This window comes from Serratia sp. CY33525, from assembly GCF_052169115.1.
GTDB lineage: Bacteria > Pseudomonadota > Gammaproteobacteria > Enterobacterales > Enterobacteriaceae > Serratia > Serratia sarumanii.
Window position 1 is genome coordinate 669,170 of record NZ_JBJNLK010000001.1, and the last position, 18,974, is coordinate 688,143.

The following is an 18,974-nucleotide window of genomic DNA, read 5'->3' on the forward strand; positions in this document are numbered from 1 at the left end:
TGACGCCATACCACTTATTCAGATAGGTTATAAATATATAATCAATTTCTCTTTTATTCAGCCCAAACGTACTCTTGGCAGTAAGAAACAGACTGAAGGACTGACTTTTATGGCGACTGATACCACTCATACTTACCCCGAGCGACGCTTTCCGCTGTTCGGCCTGCCGCGGCTGGTGCCGGGGCTGGCGCTGACCGGCGCGCTCACCGCGCTGGCCGTCTGGGCCGGCGACATTCCCTGGGTGGCGGAGCTGGGCCTGGGGGCGCTGACGCTGGCGATCCTGTTCGGCATTCTGGTGGGCAACACGCTGTATCCCCGCTGGCAAACCGTTTGTCACGGCGGCGTACAGCTGGCCAAACAACGCCTGCTGCGTCTGGGCATTATCCTGTACGGCTTTCGCCTGACCTTTCAGCAAATCGCCGACGTGGGCGCCAGCGGCATCATCATCGATGCGCTGACCCTGACCACCACCTTCCTGCTGGCCTGCTGGCTCGGCAAGAAAGTGTTCGGCATCGACAGCCAGACCGCGATGCTGATCGGCGCCGGCAGCAGCATTTGCGGCGCGGCGGCGGTGATGGCCACCGAGCCGGTGCTGAAGGCCGACTCCAGCAAAGTGGCGGTGGCGGTCTCGACCGTGGTGGTGTTCGGCACCCTGGCGATCTTCGCCTACCCGTGGCTGTATCAGCTGAACGAACACTTCCAGTGGCTGCCGTTCAGCCAGGAAACCTTCGGCATCTATGCCGGCTCCACCATCCACGAAGTGGCTCAGGTGGTTGCGGCCGGGCACGCCATCGGGCCTGACGCCGAAAATGCGGCGGTGATCGCCAAGATGATCCGCGTGATGATGCTGGCGCCGTTCCTGCTGCTGCTGTCGGGCTACATCAGCCGCGGCGGCGCAGGCAAGGCGGAAAAATCCGCGATTACCATTCCGTGGTTCGCCGTGCTGTTTATCGCCGTCGCCGGGCTGAACTCCTTCAACCTGCTGCCGGCCATGCTGGTGCAGCACCTGATCACCGCCGACACCTGGATGCTGGCGATGGCGATGGCGGCGCTGGGATTGACCACCCACATCAGCGCCGTGCGCCAGGCCGGGATGAAACCGATTCTGTTGGCCACGCTGCTGTTCGTCTGGCTGCTGGTCGGCGGCGGCGCGATAAACCAGCTGGTGCAACACTGGCTCTAATCACTCCCTTCTGCCCCTTCTGCGGCTCGCTTCGGCGGGCCGCATTTATTCCGCCCGCCATCAATGCCATAATGTCACCGATAACACAGGAGAATGAAGATGAAGTTTGTCGGTGCACATGTCAGCGCGTCAGGCGGCGTGGATCAGGCGGTTATCCGCGCGCACGAATTGGAGGCGACCGCGTTCGCCCTGTTCACCAAAAATCAGCGTCAATGGAAGGCCGCGCCGCTGGCCGCCGACGTGATCGATAAGTTCAAGAGCGCCTGCGCCCAGTACGGCTTCGGGCCGGGGCAGATCCTGCCGCACGACAGCTACCTGATCAACCTGGGCCACCCGGTGGCCGACGCGTTGGAAAAATCGCGCGAGGCGTTCATCGACGAGCTGCAGCGCTGCGAACAGCTGGGGCTGACGCTGCTGAACTTCCACCCCGGCAGCCACCTGCTGCAAATCGATGAAGACAAGTGCCTGGCGCGCATCGCCGAATCGATCAACATCGCGCTGGATAAAACCGCCGGCGTGACGGCCGTGATCGAAAACACCGCCGGCCAGGGCAGCAACCTGGGCTTCAAATTCGAGCACCTGGCGGCGATCATCGACGGCGTGGAAGACAAAAGCCGCGTCGGCGTTTGCATCGACACCTGCCACGCCTTCGCCGCCGGGTACGATCTGCGTACCGAAGAAGACTGCGAACACACCTTCAAACAGCTCGGCGACATCGTCGGCTTCAACTACCTGCGCGGCATGCACCTGAACGACGCCAAGAGCGAGTTCAACAGCCGCGTCGACCGCCACCACAGCCTGGGGGAAGGCAACATCGGCAAAACGGTGTTCAGCTACATCATGCGCGATCCGCGCTTCGACAATATCCCGCTGATTCTGGAAACGGTAAACCCGGATATCTGGGCGGAAGAGATCGCCTGGCTGAAAGCGCAGCAGTAACGCGGCGCCAAAACGACAAAACCGGAGCCTGAGCTCCGGTTTTTTTATGGCTGGACGCCGTTACGCCACGCTGGCCGCCGGCACTTCAGCACGTTTCAGCAGAGCGTAAGCCACGCCCGCCAGCAGCGTACCGGCGGCGATCGCCACCAGGTACAGCAACACCGGCGAAATCGCGCCCGGGATCAGCAGCACGAACAGCCCGCCGTGCGGTGCCATCAACTTGGCGCCGAACGCCATCGACAGCGCGCCGGTCAGCGCCCCGCCGGCAATGCAGCACGGCAGCACGCGCATCGGGTCGCGGGCGGCGAACGGAATCGCCCCTTCGGTGATGAAGCACAGCCCCAGCACCAGCGCTGCCTTGCCGCCTTCCTGTTCGGATTTCGGGAACTTGCGGCGCGCCAGCAGCGTCGCCAGCCCCATCGCCAGCGGCGGCACCATGCCCGCCGCCATGATCGCCGCCATCGGCGCATACACCGAGGAGCTGAGCAGCGCCACGCCGAAGGCGTAGGCCGCTTTGTTCACCGGGCCGCCCATGTCGGTACACATCATGCCGCCGAGGATCGCCCCCAGCAGCACGGCGTTGGCGGTGCCCAACGATTGCAGCCAATGGGTCAGGCCTTCCATGATTTTCGCCACCGGCGTGCCGACCACGTAAATCATGATAAGACCGGTGATCAGACTGGCCACCAGCGGAATGATCAAGATGGGCTTCAGCGCTTCCATACTCTGCGGCAGGCGCAGCTTGCTGCTGATCGCCTTGGCGACGTAACCCGCCAGGAAACCGGCGATGATGCCGCCGAGGAACCCGGCGCCGGTGCTCACCGCCAGCATGCCGCCGATCAGGCCCGGCGTCAGGCCAGGGCGATCCGCGATGGAGAAGGCGATGAAACCGGCCAATACCGGCACCATCAGCGCAAAGGCGGAGCCGCCGCCGATCTGCATCAGCGCCGCCGCCAACGTGTCTTTGACTTCAAACGCCTTAATGCCGAACACGAACGACAGCGCGATGCACAGGCCACCGGCCACCACCATCGGCAGCATGTAGGACACGCCGGTCAGCAGGTGACGATACGGGCCGTTGCCCTCTTTCTTTTTACCCGCCGGCGCCGCGCTACCGCGCTGCTGCGGCTGGAACACCTCAGCCTCGGCCAGCGCCTTGTCCAGTTCCTGGGCAGTTTTCTTCAGCGCCAGGCCGGTGGAAGTGCGGTACATCGGCTTACCGGCGAATTTATCCAGGTCCACCTCAATATCCGCCGCGACGATCACCAGATCCGCCGCCGCCACCTCTTCCGGGGTGATGGCGTTGCCGGCGCCGACGGAGCCGCGCGTTTCCACCTTCACCCACCAGCCGCGTTTATTCGCTTCGCTTTCAATGGCTTCGGCCGCCATAAAGGTATGCGCCACGCCGGTTGGGCAGGCGGTAATCGCCACGATGCGTTTTTGCCCGGCGGCTTTCACCGGCGCCGCCTGCGGCGCCTGATAGGTTTCAGCTTCGGCCTTGGCGCGCGCCAGAAAAGCGTCCGGTTCACGCACCGCCTGTTCTACGTCGCCCACATACACCAATTTGCCGTTCAGCCCGGCGTCAGCCGGGGCCGACTGCCCCGCCACCGCCACCAGTTCGGCGTCCTGCAGCGACTCGACCAGCGTCAGGCCGGTTTTGGCCGCGGCGGCCTCCAGCATGCGTTTCGCCAGGTGGCCACGGGCCTGCCCCAGCGAACTGTCTACCATCAGCAGCGTTTTCATTCTGCCTCCTGCTATTGATTGAAAGGTTTCAGATCGACGCGCGCCATCATCGCGGCCAACTGGGGACGATCGGTCACGCCGACGTTGCTCTGGCTGACCGCCAGCGCCGCTACCGCCGTGGCCAGACGCAAGGTGTGTTCGCTGGATTCGCGCATCAGCAGGCCGTAAATCAGGCCGCCGACCATCGAATCACCGGCGCCCACGGTGCTGACCACCTCACAGGACGGCGGTTTGGCGATCCAGGCACCGGAGGCGTTAACCCACAGCGCGCCTTCCGCGCCGAGGGAGATCACCACGTGGGCGATGCCCTGCTCGCGCAGCGCATGCGCGGCCTCGACCACGTCCGCCAGCGCCGGCAGCGGGCGGCCGGCCCAGATCTCCAGCTCGCGGCGGTTCGGCTTCACCAGCCACGGCGAGGCCTTCAACCCGGCGACCAGCGCTTCTCGGCTGCTGTCGAAAATGATGCACGGACACTTGGCGCGCAGCTGGGTCATCCAGTCGGTAAAGGCATCGGGATCGACGCCGGCCGGCAGGCTGCCGCTCACCGCCACCATGTCGAACTGGCCCAGCCAGCTCAGCGAGTCGCTGACGAAGCGATCCCAGTCCTGCGGCGTCACTTCAAAACCGGAGAAATTGAAATCGGTGACTTCGCCGTCTTTTTCCGTCAGCTTGACGTTGATGCGGGTGCGGCCCGGCACCACCTGGAAGCGGTTGGCGATCCCCAGATCGCTGAACAGCAGCTGGAAACCGTCCTGATTGTCTTTGCCCAGGAAGCCGCCGACGGTGACGTCGATGCCCAAATCCTTCAACACCTTGGCGACGTTGATGCCCTTACCGGCGGCGTGCAGGCCGGCGGTTTTTACCCGGTTGACTTCCCCGCGTTCGATCTGCGGGCAAAACCCCACCAGATCGTACGCCGGGTTCAGGGTGATCGTTGCTACTCTTCTGCTCATGCTGCGCCCTCGCCCAGTCCTTCATTAATCGCTTCGCCGATCGCCTTCAGCGCGGCTTCAGCATCTTCTCCATTGGCGGTAAAGCGCAGGTGATGCCCTTTTTTCACGCCCAGCGCCACCACCTTCATCAGGCTGCGCCCGTTGGCCGGCTTGCCGCTGCCGTCCAGGTTGGTGACGGTGATGTCACTGTTGAAACTTTTGATCACGTTGACCAGCGCCGTGCCCGGCCGTGCGTGCAGGCCGTGCTCGTTGCGGATCACGAACTCGGCGCTCAGTACGCTGCTCTCCTCGGCCACTTCGCTGGTCAGCAGCGCCAGCACCCCGGCGGCATCCGCCTTCAGCAGGCGTTCAGCTTTGTTGGCCAGCAGCAGATCGCTGAGGTAGTTGAGCACCGCCAGCGGCTGCGCGTCGGCGACCGACACCGTCAGCAGCAGCGCCACCGGCTCGCCGTCTTCCACGAAAGCCTGCGCCGGGCGGCTGACGGTGGCCGCGCTGGCCAGGTTGCCTTCAACGCTGTCGCTCAGCCAGATGCCCTGCCCCAGGTTCAGCGGCTTGCGGGTAATGGCATCGCTGACGAACTGCGCGTTGACCGCGCCGGCCTTTTGCAGCCGGCCGGCGTTCAGCGCCTGCAGCGTCATCAGGCTGTCGGCCGCGACGTCGAGCGCAATCAGCGAAACGTCGAACTGGAATTCGGCGCTCTGCTGCTCGCCCATCAGCAGGCCGCGCAGCTCTTCCGCGGAGGTGGTTTTCGCCAGCCGCTCCGCCACGCCGTCATCACTCAGCACGTGAGTAAGCTGGCGCAGCAGCGCCAAATGCTCGTCGGAACGGGCGGCGATGCCGATCGCCACATAGGCGGTCTGGCCTTCGCCCCAGGCGATGCCCTGCGGGAACTGGAACACCTGCACGCCGGTTTTCAGCACCAGATCGCGGGTATCGGTGGTGCCGTGCGGAATGGCGATGCCGTTGCCCAGATAGGTGGACGTCTGCAGTTCGCGCTGCAGCATGCCGTCCACGTAACCGGCGCTGACGCAGCCGGCTTCGGTCAGGGCGGCGGCCACCTGGCGGATGGCCTCCTGCTTATCGGCGGCAGCGGCGCCCAGATGAATGTCTTGCGGTGACAACTGGAACATGATTCTCCTCTCCTGCTGAATTGAATCGTTTCAGCTTCATTGAGAAAAAGGAGCGTTACCCGCTCGCCACAAGCGGCCGGATAACGCTGAAACGTTTCAAGGAGTGTGTGAGCAGCGCAAGGCGAAAGCAAGCTTTCTCCCTTTTGCCATTGCAGATTTTTGAGCTTACGCACACTTTCGCCGACGCATTGGTCAGCGCCGGGGCAAAATGACATACTGTGCTGAAACTTTGCTGACGGAGAAAAGCATGAACGTAGTGACCGGCGTCGGGGTGATCATCGTCAACCCGCAGGGCGAGATTTTGTTGGGCAAGCGCTGCGGTTCCCACGCGCCCTTTTGGTCGATCCCCGGTGGGCATCTGGAGGCCGGTGAAACCTTCGAGCAGTGCGCCCGGCGCGAAATCGCCGAAGAGACCGGGCTGCTCATCGCTCCGCCGCGCTTCGTGGGCGTCAGCAACAATCTGCAAACCTGGCGCGCCGAAGGCAAACACACGGTGTCTGTTTGCCTGCAGGTGGATCACCCCGGCGGCAGCGCCGAGTTGAAAGAACCCGAAAAGTGCGCCGAGTGGCGCTGGTGCGCGCCCGACGCCCTGCCGGAACCGCATTTCGAAGCCAGCCGCACCGCCATCCGGCTATGGCTGAGCGGCCAGCCCTATTTGCCCACGGCCTGAGCCATCGCGAACGCGACCTGCGTTCGCTTCCCCTGCCGCTCGATCCCATCGCTATATACACCAGAATATAACGCTATTTTTTGCGATATATGCCCTTTTTTTGACTACGGATAACCCTATGGGGTTAACCCTCTTCTATATTACCCCTGCAATCGACGTGGCATTCTGACCTCCGGTCGGCGGCCTTTTGGCAAGATTTTATTTTAAATTCATAATTATAAGCGGGTTTACCATGAGCAAAAAACTGACTGGCTTTGAAAAAAAGCGCCGGTGGGGATGGCTATGGCTTTTGCTGCTGGGGATTATCCTCGGCGCGGCGCTGTTGGCCGGGACCGCCACCGTATTCCATAAAACCAGCGATACCGCCTTCTGCGTTTCCTGCCACACCATGCAACAGCCGCTGGCCGAATATCAGGGCAGCGTTCACTTCCAAAACACCAAGGGCATCCGCGCCGAGTGCGCCGACTGCCACGTGCCGCACCAGCCGATCGATTACCTGTGGACCAAAATCCGCGCGGTGAAAGACATTTACGGCGAAATGGTCGGCACCATCGATACGCCGGAAAAATACGAAGCGCACAAGCTGGCGATGGCGCAGTCGGTCTGGAAAACGCTGAAAGAGAACGACTCGGCCACCTGCCGCTCCTGCCACAGCTACGACGCCATGGACATCACCGCCCAGCGCCCTGAGGCGCGCCTGCAGCACCCGGTGGCGATCAAACAGGGCGAGACCTGCATCGATTGCCATAAGGGCGTGGCCCACATCCTGCCGGACATGAGCGGCGAAACCCAGGCCGGCGCCGCCGAGCTGGCGAAGGCCGCGGCGTTGACCGCACCGGACGCCACCACCCTCTACACCATCGCCACCGAACCGTTCTTCCTCAGCGCAGACGACAGCCATAACGCCGGCAACCTGATGCCTTCCACCGAAGTGCAGGTGGTGAAACAGGATGGCGACAAGGTGCTGGCCACCGTCAGCGGCTGGCAGCAGGACGGCGTCAGCGAAGTGTTCTACGCCGCGCAGGGCAAACGCATCCTCAGCGTGCTGCTGGGTGAAGACGCGCGGCAACAGCTGAAGACCGCCTCCACCCAGACCGATGCGGAAACCGGCCTGGTCTGGCATCAGGTTTCTCTGCAGGTGTGGCTGCCGCGTAAACAGTTGATTGACGATCAGCAAAAAATCTGGCGCTACGCCGCGGACATGATGTCGGCCAACTGCACCGGCTGCCACGGGCTGACCGCGCTCGATCGCTTCAACGCCAACCAATGGATTGGCGTCATCAAAGGCATGGCGCCGCGCACCTCGCTGACGCAGGAACAGCTGCGCGTGCTGACGCAATACGTACAAAAACACGCCAGCGACATGCCACCTGCCGCACCGGCCAAGCTTTAAGGGAGAAGCGCAATGAGCAACCAACAACCGTTAACCATGAGCCGCCGCCGCTTCCTGACCGGAGCCGCCGCTCTGGCCGCCGCCCCTCTGCTGGCGGGCTTATGGCCCAAAGCGGCGCTGGCGCAGGCCATCAGCGAAGCGCTGCCGCAGTTCATCGCCTTGCGTCAGGCGCAAAAAGGCATTCTGACCGGCGCCCACTGGGGCGCGTTCGAGGCCATCGTGCAGGACGGCAAGATGGTCGGCGTACAGCCGGTGCAGGACGATCCGTATCCGAATGAGCTGATCACCATGGCGCCTTATCAGGTGCACGCCGAGAACCGCATCAAATACCCGATGGTGCGTAAAAGCTGGCTGGAGGGCGGCCCCGGCAGCCGCACCGAGCTGCGCGGCCGCGACGAGTGGGTGCGCGTCAGCTGGGACAAAGCGACCGAGCTGGTGTGCAATGAGATCACTCGCCTGCAAAGAGATCACGGGCCGCAGTCGATCTACGCCGGTTCCTACGGCTGGAAAAGCGTCGGCATGCTGCACAACAGCCGCACGCTGCTGCAACGCTTGATGAACCTGACCGGCGGTTTCCTCGGCTACGCCGGCGACTACTCCACCGGCGCGGCGCAGGTGATCATGTCGCACGTGGTCGGTTCGATGGAGGTCTACGAACAGCAGACCGCCTGGCCAAACGTAATTGAGAACAGCGAGCTGGTGATCCTGTGGGGCTGCAACCCGATGGTCACGCTGAAAAACAGCTGGAACGTGCCGGATCACGTCGGCCAGACCGGCTTCGAGGCGCTGAAGAAGAAAGGCACCCGGGTGATCAGCATCGATCCGGTGCACAGCGACAGCGCCAAGTTCGTCAATGCGCAGTGGATCGCCCCGCGCCCTTATACCGACGGCGCCATGCTGATCGGCATCGCCCACACGCTGCTGACCGAGAAGCTGCATAACCCGGACTTCCTGAAAACCTACACCGTCGGCTTCGACAAGTTCCAGGCCTACCTGCTGGGCGAGAGCGACGGCGTAGCGAAAACCGCCGAATGGGCGGCCGACATCAGCGGCGTCGATGCCGACACGCTGCGCCAACTGGCGCGCGAGATGGCGAAACACCGCACCATGATCATGGGCGGCTGGGGCATTCAGCGCCAGCACCACGGCGAACAGCAGCACTGGCTGCTGGTGACGGTGGCGGCGATGCTCGGCCAGATCGGCCTGCCGGGCGGCGGCTTCGGCTTCAGCTACCACTATTCCTCCGGCGGCAGCCCGACCGCCAAGGGCGGCATCATCGCTGGCATCTCCGCCGGCAACGCGCCGAAGAACTCGCCGGCGCCGATCCCGGTGGCGCGCATCGCCGAATGCCTGAGCAACCCGGGCAAAACCATCGACTTCAACGGCGCCAAGGTCACCTACCCCGAGGTGAAAATGGTATATGTGGCGGGCGGTAACACCTTCCACCAGCATCAGGACACCAATAACCTGGTCAAAGCCTGGCAGCGGCCGGACACCATCGTGGTCAACGAGCCTTACTGGACCGCCACCGCCAAGCATGCCGACATCGTGCTGCCGGCCACCACCAGCTACGAGCGCAACGATCTGGAAATGGGCGGCGACTATTCGCAGCTCTACGTGTTCCCGATGCATCAATGCGTGCCGCCGCAGCACGAGTCGCGCAGCGACTTCGACATCTTCTCGGCGATGGCGGCCAGGCTGGGTGTGCTGGAGGCCTTTACCGAGGGCAAAGACGAAACCCAGTGGCTGAAAGGCATGTACGACGACATGAAGAACCAGGCGCGCGCCGCCCGGGTGGCGCTGCCGCCGTTCGACATGTTCTGGCAATCCAACAACTACGTGCGCTTCCCGGTGCCGGAGGCCAACAAGCAGTGGGTGCGCTTTGCCGATTATCGCGACAACCCGCTGCTGAACCCGCTGGGCACGCCGTCGGGCAAGATCGAGATCTACTCCGACGCCATCGCCAAAATGCATTACGAGGATTGCCCCGGCATCCCGACCTGGATGCCGCCGCACGAGTGGTATCGCGGGCCGGAAGCGGCCAAGTATCCGCTGTCGCTCAATACCGCGCACCCGACCAACCGGCTGCACTCTCAGCTCGACAACACGCCGCTGCGCGAGAAATACGCGGTAGCGGATCGTGAAGCGATCCTGATCCACCCGCAGGACGCGCAGCCGCGCGGCATCAGCGGCGGCGATCTGGTGCGGGCGTTCAACGATCGCGGCCAGATCCTGGTGGGGGCGGTGGTCAGCGAAGACGTGCGACCGGGCGTGGTGCGCATCAGCGAAGGCGCCTGGTTCGATCCGGCCGATCCGGCGCAGCCCGGCTCGCTGTGCAAGAACGGCAACGTCAACTGCCTGACCTTCGACATCGGCTCTTCCAGCCTGGCGCAGGGCAACTGCGGGCAGATGGCGCAGCTGCAGATCGAGAAGTATCGGGGGCCGGTATTGAAAAATACCGCGCACGCGGTGCCGCAAGGCGCCTGATCCCGCGATAACCCGCGATAAACTGGGGCGCGCAACGCGCCCCTTTTTTCTCGTCGCCGCGCGACATATCCGCTTACCCTTCGCCGCAAGGGAGCGGTTTGCGTTTCATTTCAACGGGCGTATGATGCGCGCGACCTCCCTTTTTCGACGAATTATCAACCGCCATGCCGACTTCATCCGCAGTAACGCGACGCGCGCCCGATCTCACTTCGCTGGCCTTTTTGGCGGTGGCGTTTCTGACCGGCATCGCCGGCGCGTTGCAAACCCCGACGCTGAGCCTGTTTCTGGAAACCGAGGTCAAGGTACGGCCGGCGCTGGTCGGGCTGTTCTTTACCGGCAGCGCGGTGATCGGCATTCTGGTCAGCCAGTTTCTCGCCGGCCGTTCGGATAAACAAGGCGACCGCAAATCACTGATCTTCCTCTGCTGCATGCTGGGTGCGCTGGGGTTCACGCTGTTCGCCTGGAGCCGCAACTATTACCTGCTGCTGCTCGTCGGCGTGCTGCTCACCAGCTTCGGCTCCACCGCCAATCCGCAGATGTTTGCGCTGGCGCGCGAGCATGCCGATCGCACCGGACGCGAGGCGGTGATGTTCACCTCCATCATGCGCGCCCAGGTTTCCCTTGCCTGGGTCATTGGCCCGCCGATCGCCTTCGCGCTGGCGCTGGGCTTCGGCTTTAAGGTCATGTATCTGGCGGGCGCGGCGGCCTTTGTGCTGTGCGGCCTGCTGGTGTGGAAGCGGCTGCCTTCGATGCCGAAAACCGCGGCGACGAACGCGCCCCTGACCGCACCGCGGCAGCATCGCCGCGATTCGCTGCTGCTGTTCGTCGCCTGCACCCTGATGTGGACCGCCAACAGCATGTACCTGATCAACATGCCGCTGTATGTGGTGCACGAGCTGCGGCTGCCGGAGCGGCTGGCCGGGATATTGATGGGCGCCGCCGCCGGGCTGGAGATCCCAATCATGCTGATCGCCGGCATGGTGGCGAAACGCTGCGGCAAGCGTTGTTTGATGCGCGGGGCGGTGGTCGCCGGCGTGCTGTTCTATTGCGGCCTGCTGTTTATCACCGGCAGTTGGCCGCTGATTGCCCTGCAGCTGCTGAATGCGGCGTTTATCGGCGTGCTGGCTGGCATCGGCATGCTCTACTTTCAGGATTTGATGCCCGGTCAGGCCGGCACGGCCACCACGCTGTTCACCAACACCATTCGGGTAGGCTGGGTCATCGCCGGCGCCATCGCCGGTGCAGTGACGGAAATCTGGAATTACCATGCGGTGTTTTACGCCGCGCTGGCGATGGCGGCAGGCGCGACGCTGTGTCTGTGGACGTTGAGGGAAGCTTAAGGCGCGGTGTCCGCTTCCAGCCTGGCGAGATAAATCAGCGCCTGATCGCGGTGATCGTGGCACATGTCGCGGCTCGGCTGCAGGCTGCCGCACACCTTCGGCCGCAGCGGCGAATGAAACAGGCCACAGCGCAGCCGTTCATCCAGATGAATGCAGCGGGTATTGGCGGGCTTGCCGTTCGGCATGCCGGGGATCGGGCTGGATATTGACGGCGCGATACAGCAGGCGCCGCAGTCGCTGCGACAGTCCATCAGCGCTACTCCTGGTGGGCTGGGGAAAAGAAGCGCGACAATAGCAGCCGCGCGCGGCCGCCGCCAGCAGAATCCCTGCGCCCCGGCGATCTTTACACTCATCGCCCTGCGCCGGCCGGCTGCATCCTATGGCGAAAAAACGCCCAACAAACCTTGATTTAAAGACAAAAACGCGTGAAGCGTGCAATTACCACGCTTTACATGCGCCATGCGCCCCTGTACCATTGAGCTAGTACAAAAGAACCCATCCCCCAGGAGCACGCATGTCTACGGACACCATCCAGAAGCTGGCCCGCCCTTCCGTCCTCGGCGGCGCGATGATCATTGCCGGAACCGCCGTTGGCGCCGGCATGTTTTCCATTCCGATCGTCACTTCCGGTGTCTGGTTCAGCGGCTCCGTCGCGCTGCTGGTGTATACCTGGGCCTGCATGTTGCTTTCCGGCCTGATGATCCTCGAAGCCACGCTGCACTACCCGAGCGGCGCCAGCTTCAATACCATGGTCAAGGATCTGCTGGGCAAAGGCTGGAACGCCGTGAACGGCCTGTCGGTGGCGTTCGTGCTGTACATCCTGACCTACGCCTATATCTCCGCCGGCGGCTCGATCATCGCCCACACGCTGGAGGGCATCGTCGGCGTCGGCCAGACCACCGCCGGCCTGGTGTTCGCGCTGGTCGTGGCGTTTATCGTCTGGCTCTCCACCCGCGCGGTCGACCGCCTGAGCACCATTTTGATCGGCGGTATGGTGATCACCTTCGTGATGTCGGTGGGCGACATGTTCACCCACGTGCAGCCCGCAGTGCTGTTCAACACCGGCGATGACCAGGCCAGCTATCTGCCTTACGCCCTGGCGGCGCTGCCTTACCTGCTGACCTCGTTCGGCTACCACGGCAACATTCCCGGGCTGGTGAAGTATTACCACAAGGACAGCGGCTCCGTGGTGCGCAGCCTGGTGTACGGCACCCTGCTGGCATTGGCTATCTACATCCTGTGGCAGTACGTGATCCAGGGCAATATCGCACGCGACGCCTTTAAGCAAGTGATCGCCGAGGGCGGTAACATCGGCAGCCTGCTCAAGCAAATGGGCAACGTCTCCAGCAGCCAAACCGTCAGCCAACTGCTGAACGCCTTCTCCTATATGGCGCTGGCCAGCTCGTTCCTCGGCGTGTCGCTAGGCCTGTTCGACTACCTGGCAGACTTCTGCAAGTTCAAGGACGACGCCGTCGGACGCAGCAAGACCGCGCTGGTGACCTTTGTGCCGCCGACCCTGGCCGCGCTGCTGTTCCCGAACGGTTTCCTGTACGCCATCGGTTTCGCCGGGCTGGCGGCCACCGTCTGGGCGGTGATCGTGCCGGCGCTGATGGCGCGCGCCAGCCGCCGCCGCCACCCGCAGGCCGGTTACCGTGCACCGGGCGGCAACGGCGTGATCCTGTTCGTTATCCTGTTCGGCCTGATCAACGCCGCCGCGCATATTCTTTCGCTGTTCGGCCTGCTGCCGGTCTTCCGCTAATCCCCGGCGGGAGGGCGATCGCCCTCCCTTTCCCGCACTGTTTTTACGCCGGGCTATTGCCTGAAATCGGCGGCACGAGTACCTTGTCGCAACTTCTCTAATACTCTTCATTGCGGATGAATTGAAATGGCAAGAGCTAACGAAATTAAGCGCGGCATGGCGATCAGCTACAACGGCAAGCTGCTGCTGGTAAAAGATATCGACGTACAGAGCCCAAGCGCCCGCGGCGCCAGCACCCTGTACAAAATGCGCTTCTCCGACGTGCGCACCGGCCTGAAAGTGGAAGAACGCTTCAAGGGCGACGATATCCTGGACACCATTTCCCTGTCGCGCCGCAAGGTGAACTTCTCCTATATCGACGGCGAAGAATACGTGTTCATGGATGACGAAGACTACACCCCGTACATCTTCAAGAAAGACCAGATCGAAGACGAGCTGCTGTTCATTCCGGAAGGCGGCCTGCCGGGCATGCAGGTGCTGACGCTGGACGGCCAGGTGCTGGCGCTGGAGCTGCCGCAGACCGTGGATATGGAAATCGTCGAGACCGCGCCGGGCATCAAAGGCGCTTCCGCCAGCGCCCGCAACAAACCGGCCACCATGGCGACCGGCCTGGTGATCCACGTGCCGGAATACCTCAGCGCCGGCGACAAAATTCGCATTCATATCGCCGAACGCCGCTACATGAGCCGCGCCGACTAGTCGACGCCAGCGGGGCCGAGTCTCGGCCCCGTTTCCTTTTCCGCTACGGCAACTCCGGGAAAAAACGCCGCTTGAGCGCCAGCTCGACGCCGCGCAGCTCCGCCAGCCCTTTCAACCGCCCGATGGCCGAATAGCCCGGATTGGTTTTCTTTTTCAAGTCGTCCAGCATCTGATGCCCATGATCGGGGCGCATCGGGATCGGCCGCCGATCGCCCGCCCGCTGCCGACGCAGCTCTTCGGTCAGGATCGCTTCGATCACCGCCACCATGTCCACATCGCCCTGCAGGTGCGCCCCTTCGTGGAAGCTTTTCGGGTTCTCCTCGCGGCAGGTGGCGCGCAGGTGGGTAAAGTGAATGCGATCGCCAAAGGTTTCAATCATCCGCACCAGATCGTTGTCGGCGCGCACGCCGTAGGAACCGGTGCATAGGGTGAAGCCGTTATAGATGCTGTCGACGGTCTGCTTCAGCCACTGCATGTCTTCAATCGTGGAGACGATGCGCGGCAGGCCGAGGATCGGCCGCGGCGGATCGTCGGGGTGCACCGCCAGCCTGATGCCGACCTCTTCCGCCACCGGTACGATGGCGCGCAGAAAGACCGCCATGTTCTCGCGCAGCCGCGCCTTGTCGATGCCGTCGTACTCCGCCAACCGGCGGCGGAACTGTTCCAGCGTGTAGCCCTCTTCCGCCCCCGGCAGCCCGGCGATGATGTTGCCGGTCAGCCGGTTTTTTTCCTCCTCGCTCATGGCGGCGAAATAGGCCGCCGCCTGACTGCGCTCTTGCGGCGTATAGTCGGCCTCGGCGCCGGCGCGCTGCAGGATATGCAGCTCGAACGCGGCGAAGGCGATCTGATCGAAGCGCAGCGCTTTGGAACCGTCCGGCAGCGGATAGGCCAGATCGGTGCGCGTCCAGTCGAGGATCGGCATGAAGTTGTAGCAGACGGTGTCGATGCCGCAGGCCGCCAGGTTACGCAGCGACTGTTGATAATTGGCGATGTACCGCCGCCAGTCGCCGCTGTGGGTTTTGATCTCCTCATGCACCGGCACGCTCTCCACCACCGACCACACCAGCCCCTTTTCCGCCAACAGCGCCTGTCGCGCGCGGATCTCATCGATCGGCCAGACGTCGCCGTTCGCGATATGATGCAGCGCCGTCACCACCCCGGTCGCCCCGGCCTGACGCACGTCATCCAAAGAGACCGGATCGTTCGGGCCATACCAACGCCATGTTTGTTCCATGTTTTGTCCTTATGCCTGTCTCGCACCGCGATGCTATTATACCAGTTTAATTTAGATGTCAGTTACCTTTAACTTACTCTTTCGCCCTGCGCTGTCAAAACCGAACCCCTCATTGGTTGATCCACTTCACGATTCTGGCTTATTTTGGACTGACCAATTCCTTTGGCTGGCCGACATCCTTACACTGGTCGCAGTTTTTTATCGCCGGCGCCACCCTGCCGATGTGGCAGAAAACTGGTCTGCTAACTTGGCGCAACTGGCCCGCCAGCTGTCTTACACGCTTTGGAGATGAGATGAAAACGATCGCCAACACCCCATTGCCGGGCGCCGTGCGGCAGCCGGGCTATGACCGCCGGGCTCTGCGCAGCCGCATCGTGCACCTTGGCTTCGGCGCGTTCCACCGCGCGCATCAGGCGCTGCTGACCGATCGGGTGCTGAACGCCCACGGCGGCGACTGGGGCATCTGCGAGATCAGCCTGTCCGGCGGCGTGCCGCTGTTTGAGGCGCTGCGGCAACAGGATCATCTGTACAGCGTGCTGGAGAAAGGCGCGGACGGCCATCAGGCCATCGTGATCGGCGCGGTACATGAGAGCCTGCACCGCAAGCTGGAAGGCATCGCCGCAGTGCTGGAGAAACTGGCCGAGCCGCAGGTGGCGATCGTCTCGATGACCATCACCGAAAAAGGCTACTGCATCGAGCCCGGCAGCGGGCGATTGGATCGGCAGCATCCGGGGATCGTCGCCGATCTGGCGACGCCGCATCAGCCGCAGACCGTGCCCGGCATTTTGGTGGAGGCGCTGCGGCTGCGGCGCGAACGCGGCCTGCCCGCCTTCTCCCTGCTCTCCTGCGACAATATTCCGGAGAACGGCCACGTGCTGCGCCGGGCGGTGCTCGATCTGGCGCAGGCGCGGGATCCGTCGCTCGCCGATTGGATCGCCACCGCCGCCACCTTCCCCTGCACCATGGTGGATCGCATCGTGCCGGCCGCCACGCCGGCCACGCTGGATGAGATTGCCGCCGCGCTGGGCGGCGTGCGCGACGACTGCGCCATCGCCTGCGAGCCCTTTATTCAATGGGTGGTGGAAGACAACTTCGCCGCCGGACGCCCGGCGTGGGAGCTGGCCGGCGCCCAGCTGGTCAGCGATGTGCTGCCGTTTGAGCACATGAAACTGCGCATGCTGAACGGCAGCCACTCGTTCCTGGCTTACCTCGGCTACCTGGGTGGCTACCGCTATATCAACGAGTGCATGGCGGATGAACACTACCGTCGCGCCGCCCTGCGGTTGATGCTGGACGAACAGGCGCCCACCCTGAGCGTTACCGGCATCAGTCTGACCGACTACGCCGCACAGCTTATCGCGCGCTTCAGCAACCCGGCGCTGCAACACCTCACCTGGCAGATCGCCATGGACGGTTCGCAGAAGCTGCCGCAGCGCATGCTGGACGCGGTGCGCTGGCATCTGCGGCACGGCGGCGACTATAGCGGGCTGGCGCTGGGCGTGGCGGGCTGGATGCGTTACGTCGGCGGCGTCGATGACGCCGGTCAGCCGATCGACATTCGCGATCCGCTGGCAGACGTGCTGCAACAGACTATTGCCGCTACGCCGGACGATCGGCGGCGCGTAACGGCGCTGCTGGCGCTGAAATCGGTGTTCGGCGAGACGCTGGCAACGCATGCGGCGTTTGCCGACGCGGTGACGCAAGCCTATTTGTCGCTGCGCGATCGCGGTGCGCGTGAAACGGTGAAGGAGTGGGTGCTGCGGTGAGAAGCCTGCAGGGCCGAGAATAACCATGCCGGCGTAACGTTACGCCGGCATGGCGGAACGACTTAACGATAAACGACCGTCATCACAGCGAGTTTCTTCTGTTGGTCTACCCACTTCATTTCGGTTGTGCCTAGATTTAGCGGAAGTTCTTTGCGTGTAGTATCAAAACCTGACAACGCTTGCTGGGCCTGATAACGCTGGCCGTTGCGGTAACATTGCGTATTCGCCTTAGAATCTGCAATATTGACCGTGCAAGGACTTTCAACGATAGAACCGACGAAGCGAATTACCCCGCCGGCCACTCCTGCATGACTCACTGCCGTCCATGAAAACAACATTCCTACGATCAAAAATAACCGAAAGGTATTCATGGCAACCTCATTTTTAGTTAAGCCAATTTAACCATAGAGGATCTTGTTAGGAATAATCGCAAGGAAAGGGACGAGATTTGATCGTTAATCGCGTCATTAACAATGTAAAAACAAGCTACTAACAAAAGTTAACCGCATCTAATACAGGGTTTTATCTAAGAATTTTCTTGTTATGAACGGTGGATTTTGTCGGTTGAAAAGCGCATGGTGACGTGCAAAATTTGCGAGATAGAGCACAAATTAAATCGCGGCGGTTTCACCGATAAGGCTGCGTAACTCATTTATTAAGCAGGTTAATTTTTGCTCCAGGAATTATTAATGACCAAAACCAATTTGATTACCGGTTTCCTCGGCAGCGGTAAAACCACCACTATCCGCCATTTGCTGGCTCATAAGCCCGAACATGAGCGCTGGGCGGTATTGGTCAATGAATTCGGCGAGATCGGCATCGACGGCGCGCTGCTGGCAGACAGCGGCGCGGTGCTCAAAGAGATCCCCGGTGGCTGCATGTGCTGCGTCAACGGCCTGCCGATGCAGGTGGGCTTGAATATGCTGTTACAGCAGGCCAAACCGGATCGGCTGCTGATCGAGCCGACCGGGCTCGGGCATCCGAAACAAATTCTGTCGCTGCTGACCCAGGAGAGCTATGCCGGCTGGATCGATCTGCAGGCCACCCTGTGCCTGCTGGATGCCCGCCAGCTCAGCCAGCCCCGCTACCGCGACAACGAAAACTTCCGCGATCAGCTGGCCGCGGCCGACGTTATTTTGGCCAGCAAAAGCGATACCTATCAGCCGGAAGACAGGCGGGCGCTGGAAGCCTGGAGGGCGCAAGATCCGCTGCGGCGGCCCTGTTATGCCATCGCTCAAGGCGAAGCGGATGTCGCGCTGTTGTCACTTCCGCGCACGAATCGTACAGAATTGCCGGACGCGCAGCATCATCATGGTCAGGCGAAAACGCAGGGGCTGGCGGCACTGCGGCTGCCGGAGCACGCCCGCTGGCGGCGAGCGTTGAACGAGGGGCAAGGCTTCACCAGCTGCGGCTGGATTTTTGACGGCGACACCCAATTCGACACCGTCGGCTTTATGGAATGGGTGCGACTCGCGCCGGTAGAACGCGCCAAAGGCGCGGTGCGCATCCCCGAAGGCACATTGCTGATCAATCGTCAGGGACAGGATCTCAACATCGAAACCCGCCCGGTCGCGCCGCTCGACAGCCGAATTGAGCTTATCCACAGCGAAAATGCCGATTGGAACGCCCTGCAATCCGCCTTGTTTAAGATTCGTTTAAGTTAGACCCCGTACCGTTG

16 protein-coding genes are annotated in these 18,974 nt (G+C 62.5%); 10 read left to right on the forward strand and 6 right to left on the reverse strand.

What is annotated here, in order from left to right; translation table 11 throughout:
* The first annotated feature begins 109 nt into the window (after positions 1 to 109).
* Complete coding sequence (locus tag ACJ8IM_RS03210; protein ID WP_048321814.1) at positions 110 to 1,183, forward strand: YeiH family putative sulfate export transporter; 1,074 nt, start codon at positions 110 to 112, stop codon at positions 1,181 to 1,183.
* Positions 1,184 to 1,282: 99 nt separating this feature from the next.
* Positions 1,283 to 2,122: a deoxyribonuclease IV gene (gene nfo, locus ACJ8IM_RS03215; protein ID WP_033635262.1), complete on the forward strand. Its 840-nt coding sequence runs from the start codon at positions 1,283 to 1,285 to the stop codon at positions 2,120 to 2,122.
* A 60-nt stretch (positions 2,123 to 2,182) separates the two neighbouring features.
* Here nfo and fruA read toward each other — a convergent pair whose 3' ends face one another.
* From fruA to fruB, 3 genes are read right to left on the reverse strand one after another with little or no spacing between them, the layout of a single operon-like run.
* Complete coding sequence (gene fruA / locus ACJ8IM_RS03220; protein ID WP_049195140.1) at positions 2,183 to 3,865, reverse strand: PTS fructose transporter subunit IIBC; 1,683 nt, start codon at positions 3,863 to 3,865, stop codon at positions 2,183 to 2,185.
* Positions 3,866 to 3,876: 11 nt separating this feature from the next.
* Positions 3,877 to 4,818 (reverse strand): 1-phosphofructokinase, encoded by a 942-nt coding sequence (gene fruK, locus ACJ8IM_RS03225; RefSeq protein WP_004935702.1) that lies wholly within the window; start codon positions 4,816 to 4,818, stop codon positions 3,877 to 3,879.
* Positions 4,815 to 5,948 carry a fused PTS fructose transporter subunit IIA/HPr protein gene (gene fruB, locus ACJ8IM_RS03230; protein ID WP_033635264.1) on the reverse strand — a complete coding sequence of 378 codons (1,134 nt, stop codon included), beginning with the start codon at positions 5,946 to 5,948 and terminating at the stop codon, positions 4,815 to 4,817. Before fruB ends, fruK begins: the two co-directional genes overlap by 4 nt.
* A gap of 247 nt (positions 5,949 to 6,195) precedes the next feature.
* On the opposite strand from fruB, the gene ACJ8IM_RS03235 reads away from it, so the two are divergent.
* The 4 genes from ACJ8IM_RS03235 to ACJ8IM_RS03250 all read left to right on the forward strand — a co-directional run bounded on the left by ACJ8IM_RS03235 (position 6,196) and on the right by ACJ8IM_RS03250 (position 11,838).
* Positions 6,196 to 6,618: a nucleotide triphosphate diphosphatase NUDT15 gene (locus ACJ8IM_RS03235; protein WP_101455533.1), complete on the forward strand. Its 423-nt coding sequence runs from the start codon at positions 6,196 to 6,198 to the stop codon at positions 6,616 to 6,618.
* Positions 6,619 to 6,850: 232 nt separating this feature from the next.
* Positions 6,851 to 8,011 (forward strand): NapC/NirT family cytochrome c, encoded by a 1,161-nt coding sequence (locus ACJ8IM_RS03240; RefSeq protein ID WP_033648001.1) that lies wholly within the window; start codon positions 6,851 to 6,853, stop codon positions 8,009 to 8,011.
* A gap of 12 nt (positions 8,012 to 8,023) precedes the next feature.
* Positions 8,024 to 10,498, forward strand: coding sequence for a trimethylamine-N-oxide reductase TorA (gene torA / locus ACJ8IM_RS03245; protein WP_101455534.1), 2,475 nt, complete (start codon positions 8,024 to 8,026; stop codon positions 10,496 to 10,498).
* Between the two features lie 164 nt (positions 10,499 to 10,662).
* Positions 10,663 to 11,838: a sugar efflux transporter gene (locus tag ACJ8IM_RS03250; RefSeq protein WP_101455535.1), complete on the forward strand. Its 1,176-nt coding sequence runs from the start codon at positions 10,663 to 10,665 to the stop codon at positions 11,836 to 11,838.
* Here the strand turns inward: ACJ8IM_RS03250 and ACJ8IM_RS03255 are convergent.
* Positions 11,835 to 12,089 (reverse strand): YkgJ family cysteine cluster protein, encoded by a 255-nt coding sequence (locus tag ACJ8IM_RS03255; protein WP_015378527.1) that lies wholly within the window; start codon positions 12,087 to 12,089, stop codon positions 11,835 to 11,837. The two genes, ACJ8IM_RS03250 and ACJ8IM_RS03255, sit on opposite strands and share 4 nt — an antisense overlap.
* 263 nt (positions 12,090 to 12,352) lie before the next feature.
* Between ACJ8IM_RS03255 and mtr the strand changes: the two genes are divergently transcribed.
* Positions 12,353 to 13,597, forward strand: a complete 1,245-nt coding sequence (gene mtr, locus ACJ8IM_RS03260; RefSeq protein WP_033648004.1) for a tryptophan permease — start codon at positions 12,353 to 12,355, stop codon at positions 13,595 to 13,597.
* A gap of 126 nt (positions 13,598 to 13,723) precedes the next feature.
* Positions 13,724 to 14,296 (forward strand): elongation factor P-like protein YeiP, encoded by a 573-nt coding sequence (gene yeiP / locus ACJ8IM_RS03265; protein WP_004935725.1) that lies wholly within the window; start codon positions 13,724 to 13,726, stop codon positions 14,294 to 14,296.
* A 43-nt stretch (positions 14,297 to 14,339) separates the two neighbouring features.
* On the opposite strand, the gene uxuA is transcribed toward yeiP, so the two are convergent.
* Positions 14,340 to 15,530, reverse strand: a complete 1,191-nt coding sequence (uxuA, locus tag ACJ8IM_RS03270) for a mannonate dehydratase (protein ID WP_033635272.1) — start codon at positions 15,528 to 15,530, stop codon at positions 14,340 to 14,342.
* Positions 15,531 to 15,823: 293 nt separating this feature from the next.
* Here uxuA and ACJ8IM_RS03275 point away from each other — a divergent pair, with 293 nt between their 5' ends.
* Positions 15,824 to 17,296, forward strand: a complete 1,473-nt coding sequence (locus ACJ8IM_RS03275; RefSeq protein ID WP_033653796.1) for a mannitol dehydrogenase family protein — start codon at positions 15,824 to 15,826, stop codon at positions 17,294 to 17,296.
* A 62-nt stretch (positions 17,297 to 17,358) separates the two neighbouring features.
* On the opposite strand, the gene ACJ8IM_RS03280 is transcribed toward ACJ8IM_RS03275, so the two are convergent.
* Positions 17,359 to 17,667, reverse strand: a complete 309-nt coding sequence (locus tag ACJ8IM_RS03280) for a type 1 fimbrial protein (RefSeq protein WP_033635274.1) — start codon at positions 17,665 to 17,667, stop codon at positions 17,359 to 17,361.
* A 318-nt stretch (positions 17,668 to 17,985) separates the two neighbouring features.
* On the opposite strand from ACJ8IM_RS03280, the gene ACJ8IM_RS03285 reads away from it, so the two are divergent.
* A complete protein-coding gene (locus ACJ8IM_RS03285; protein WP_033648007.1) occupies positions 17,986 to 18,960 on the forward strand; it encodes a CobW family GTP-binding protein in 975 nt (324 codons plus the stop codon).
* The last annotated feature ends 14 nt before the right edge of the window (positions 18,961 to 18,974 follow it).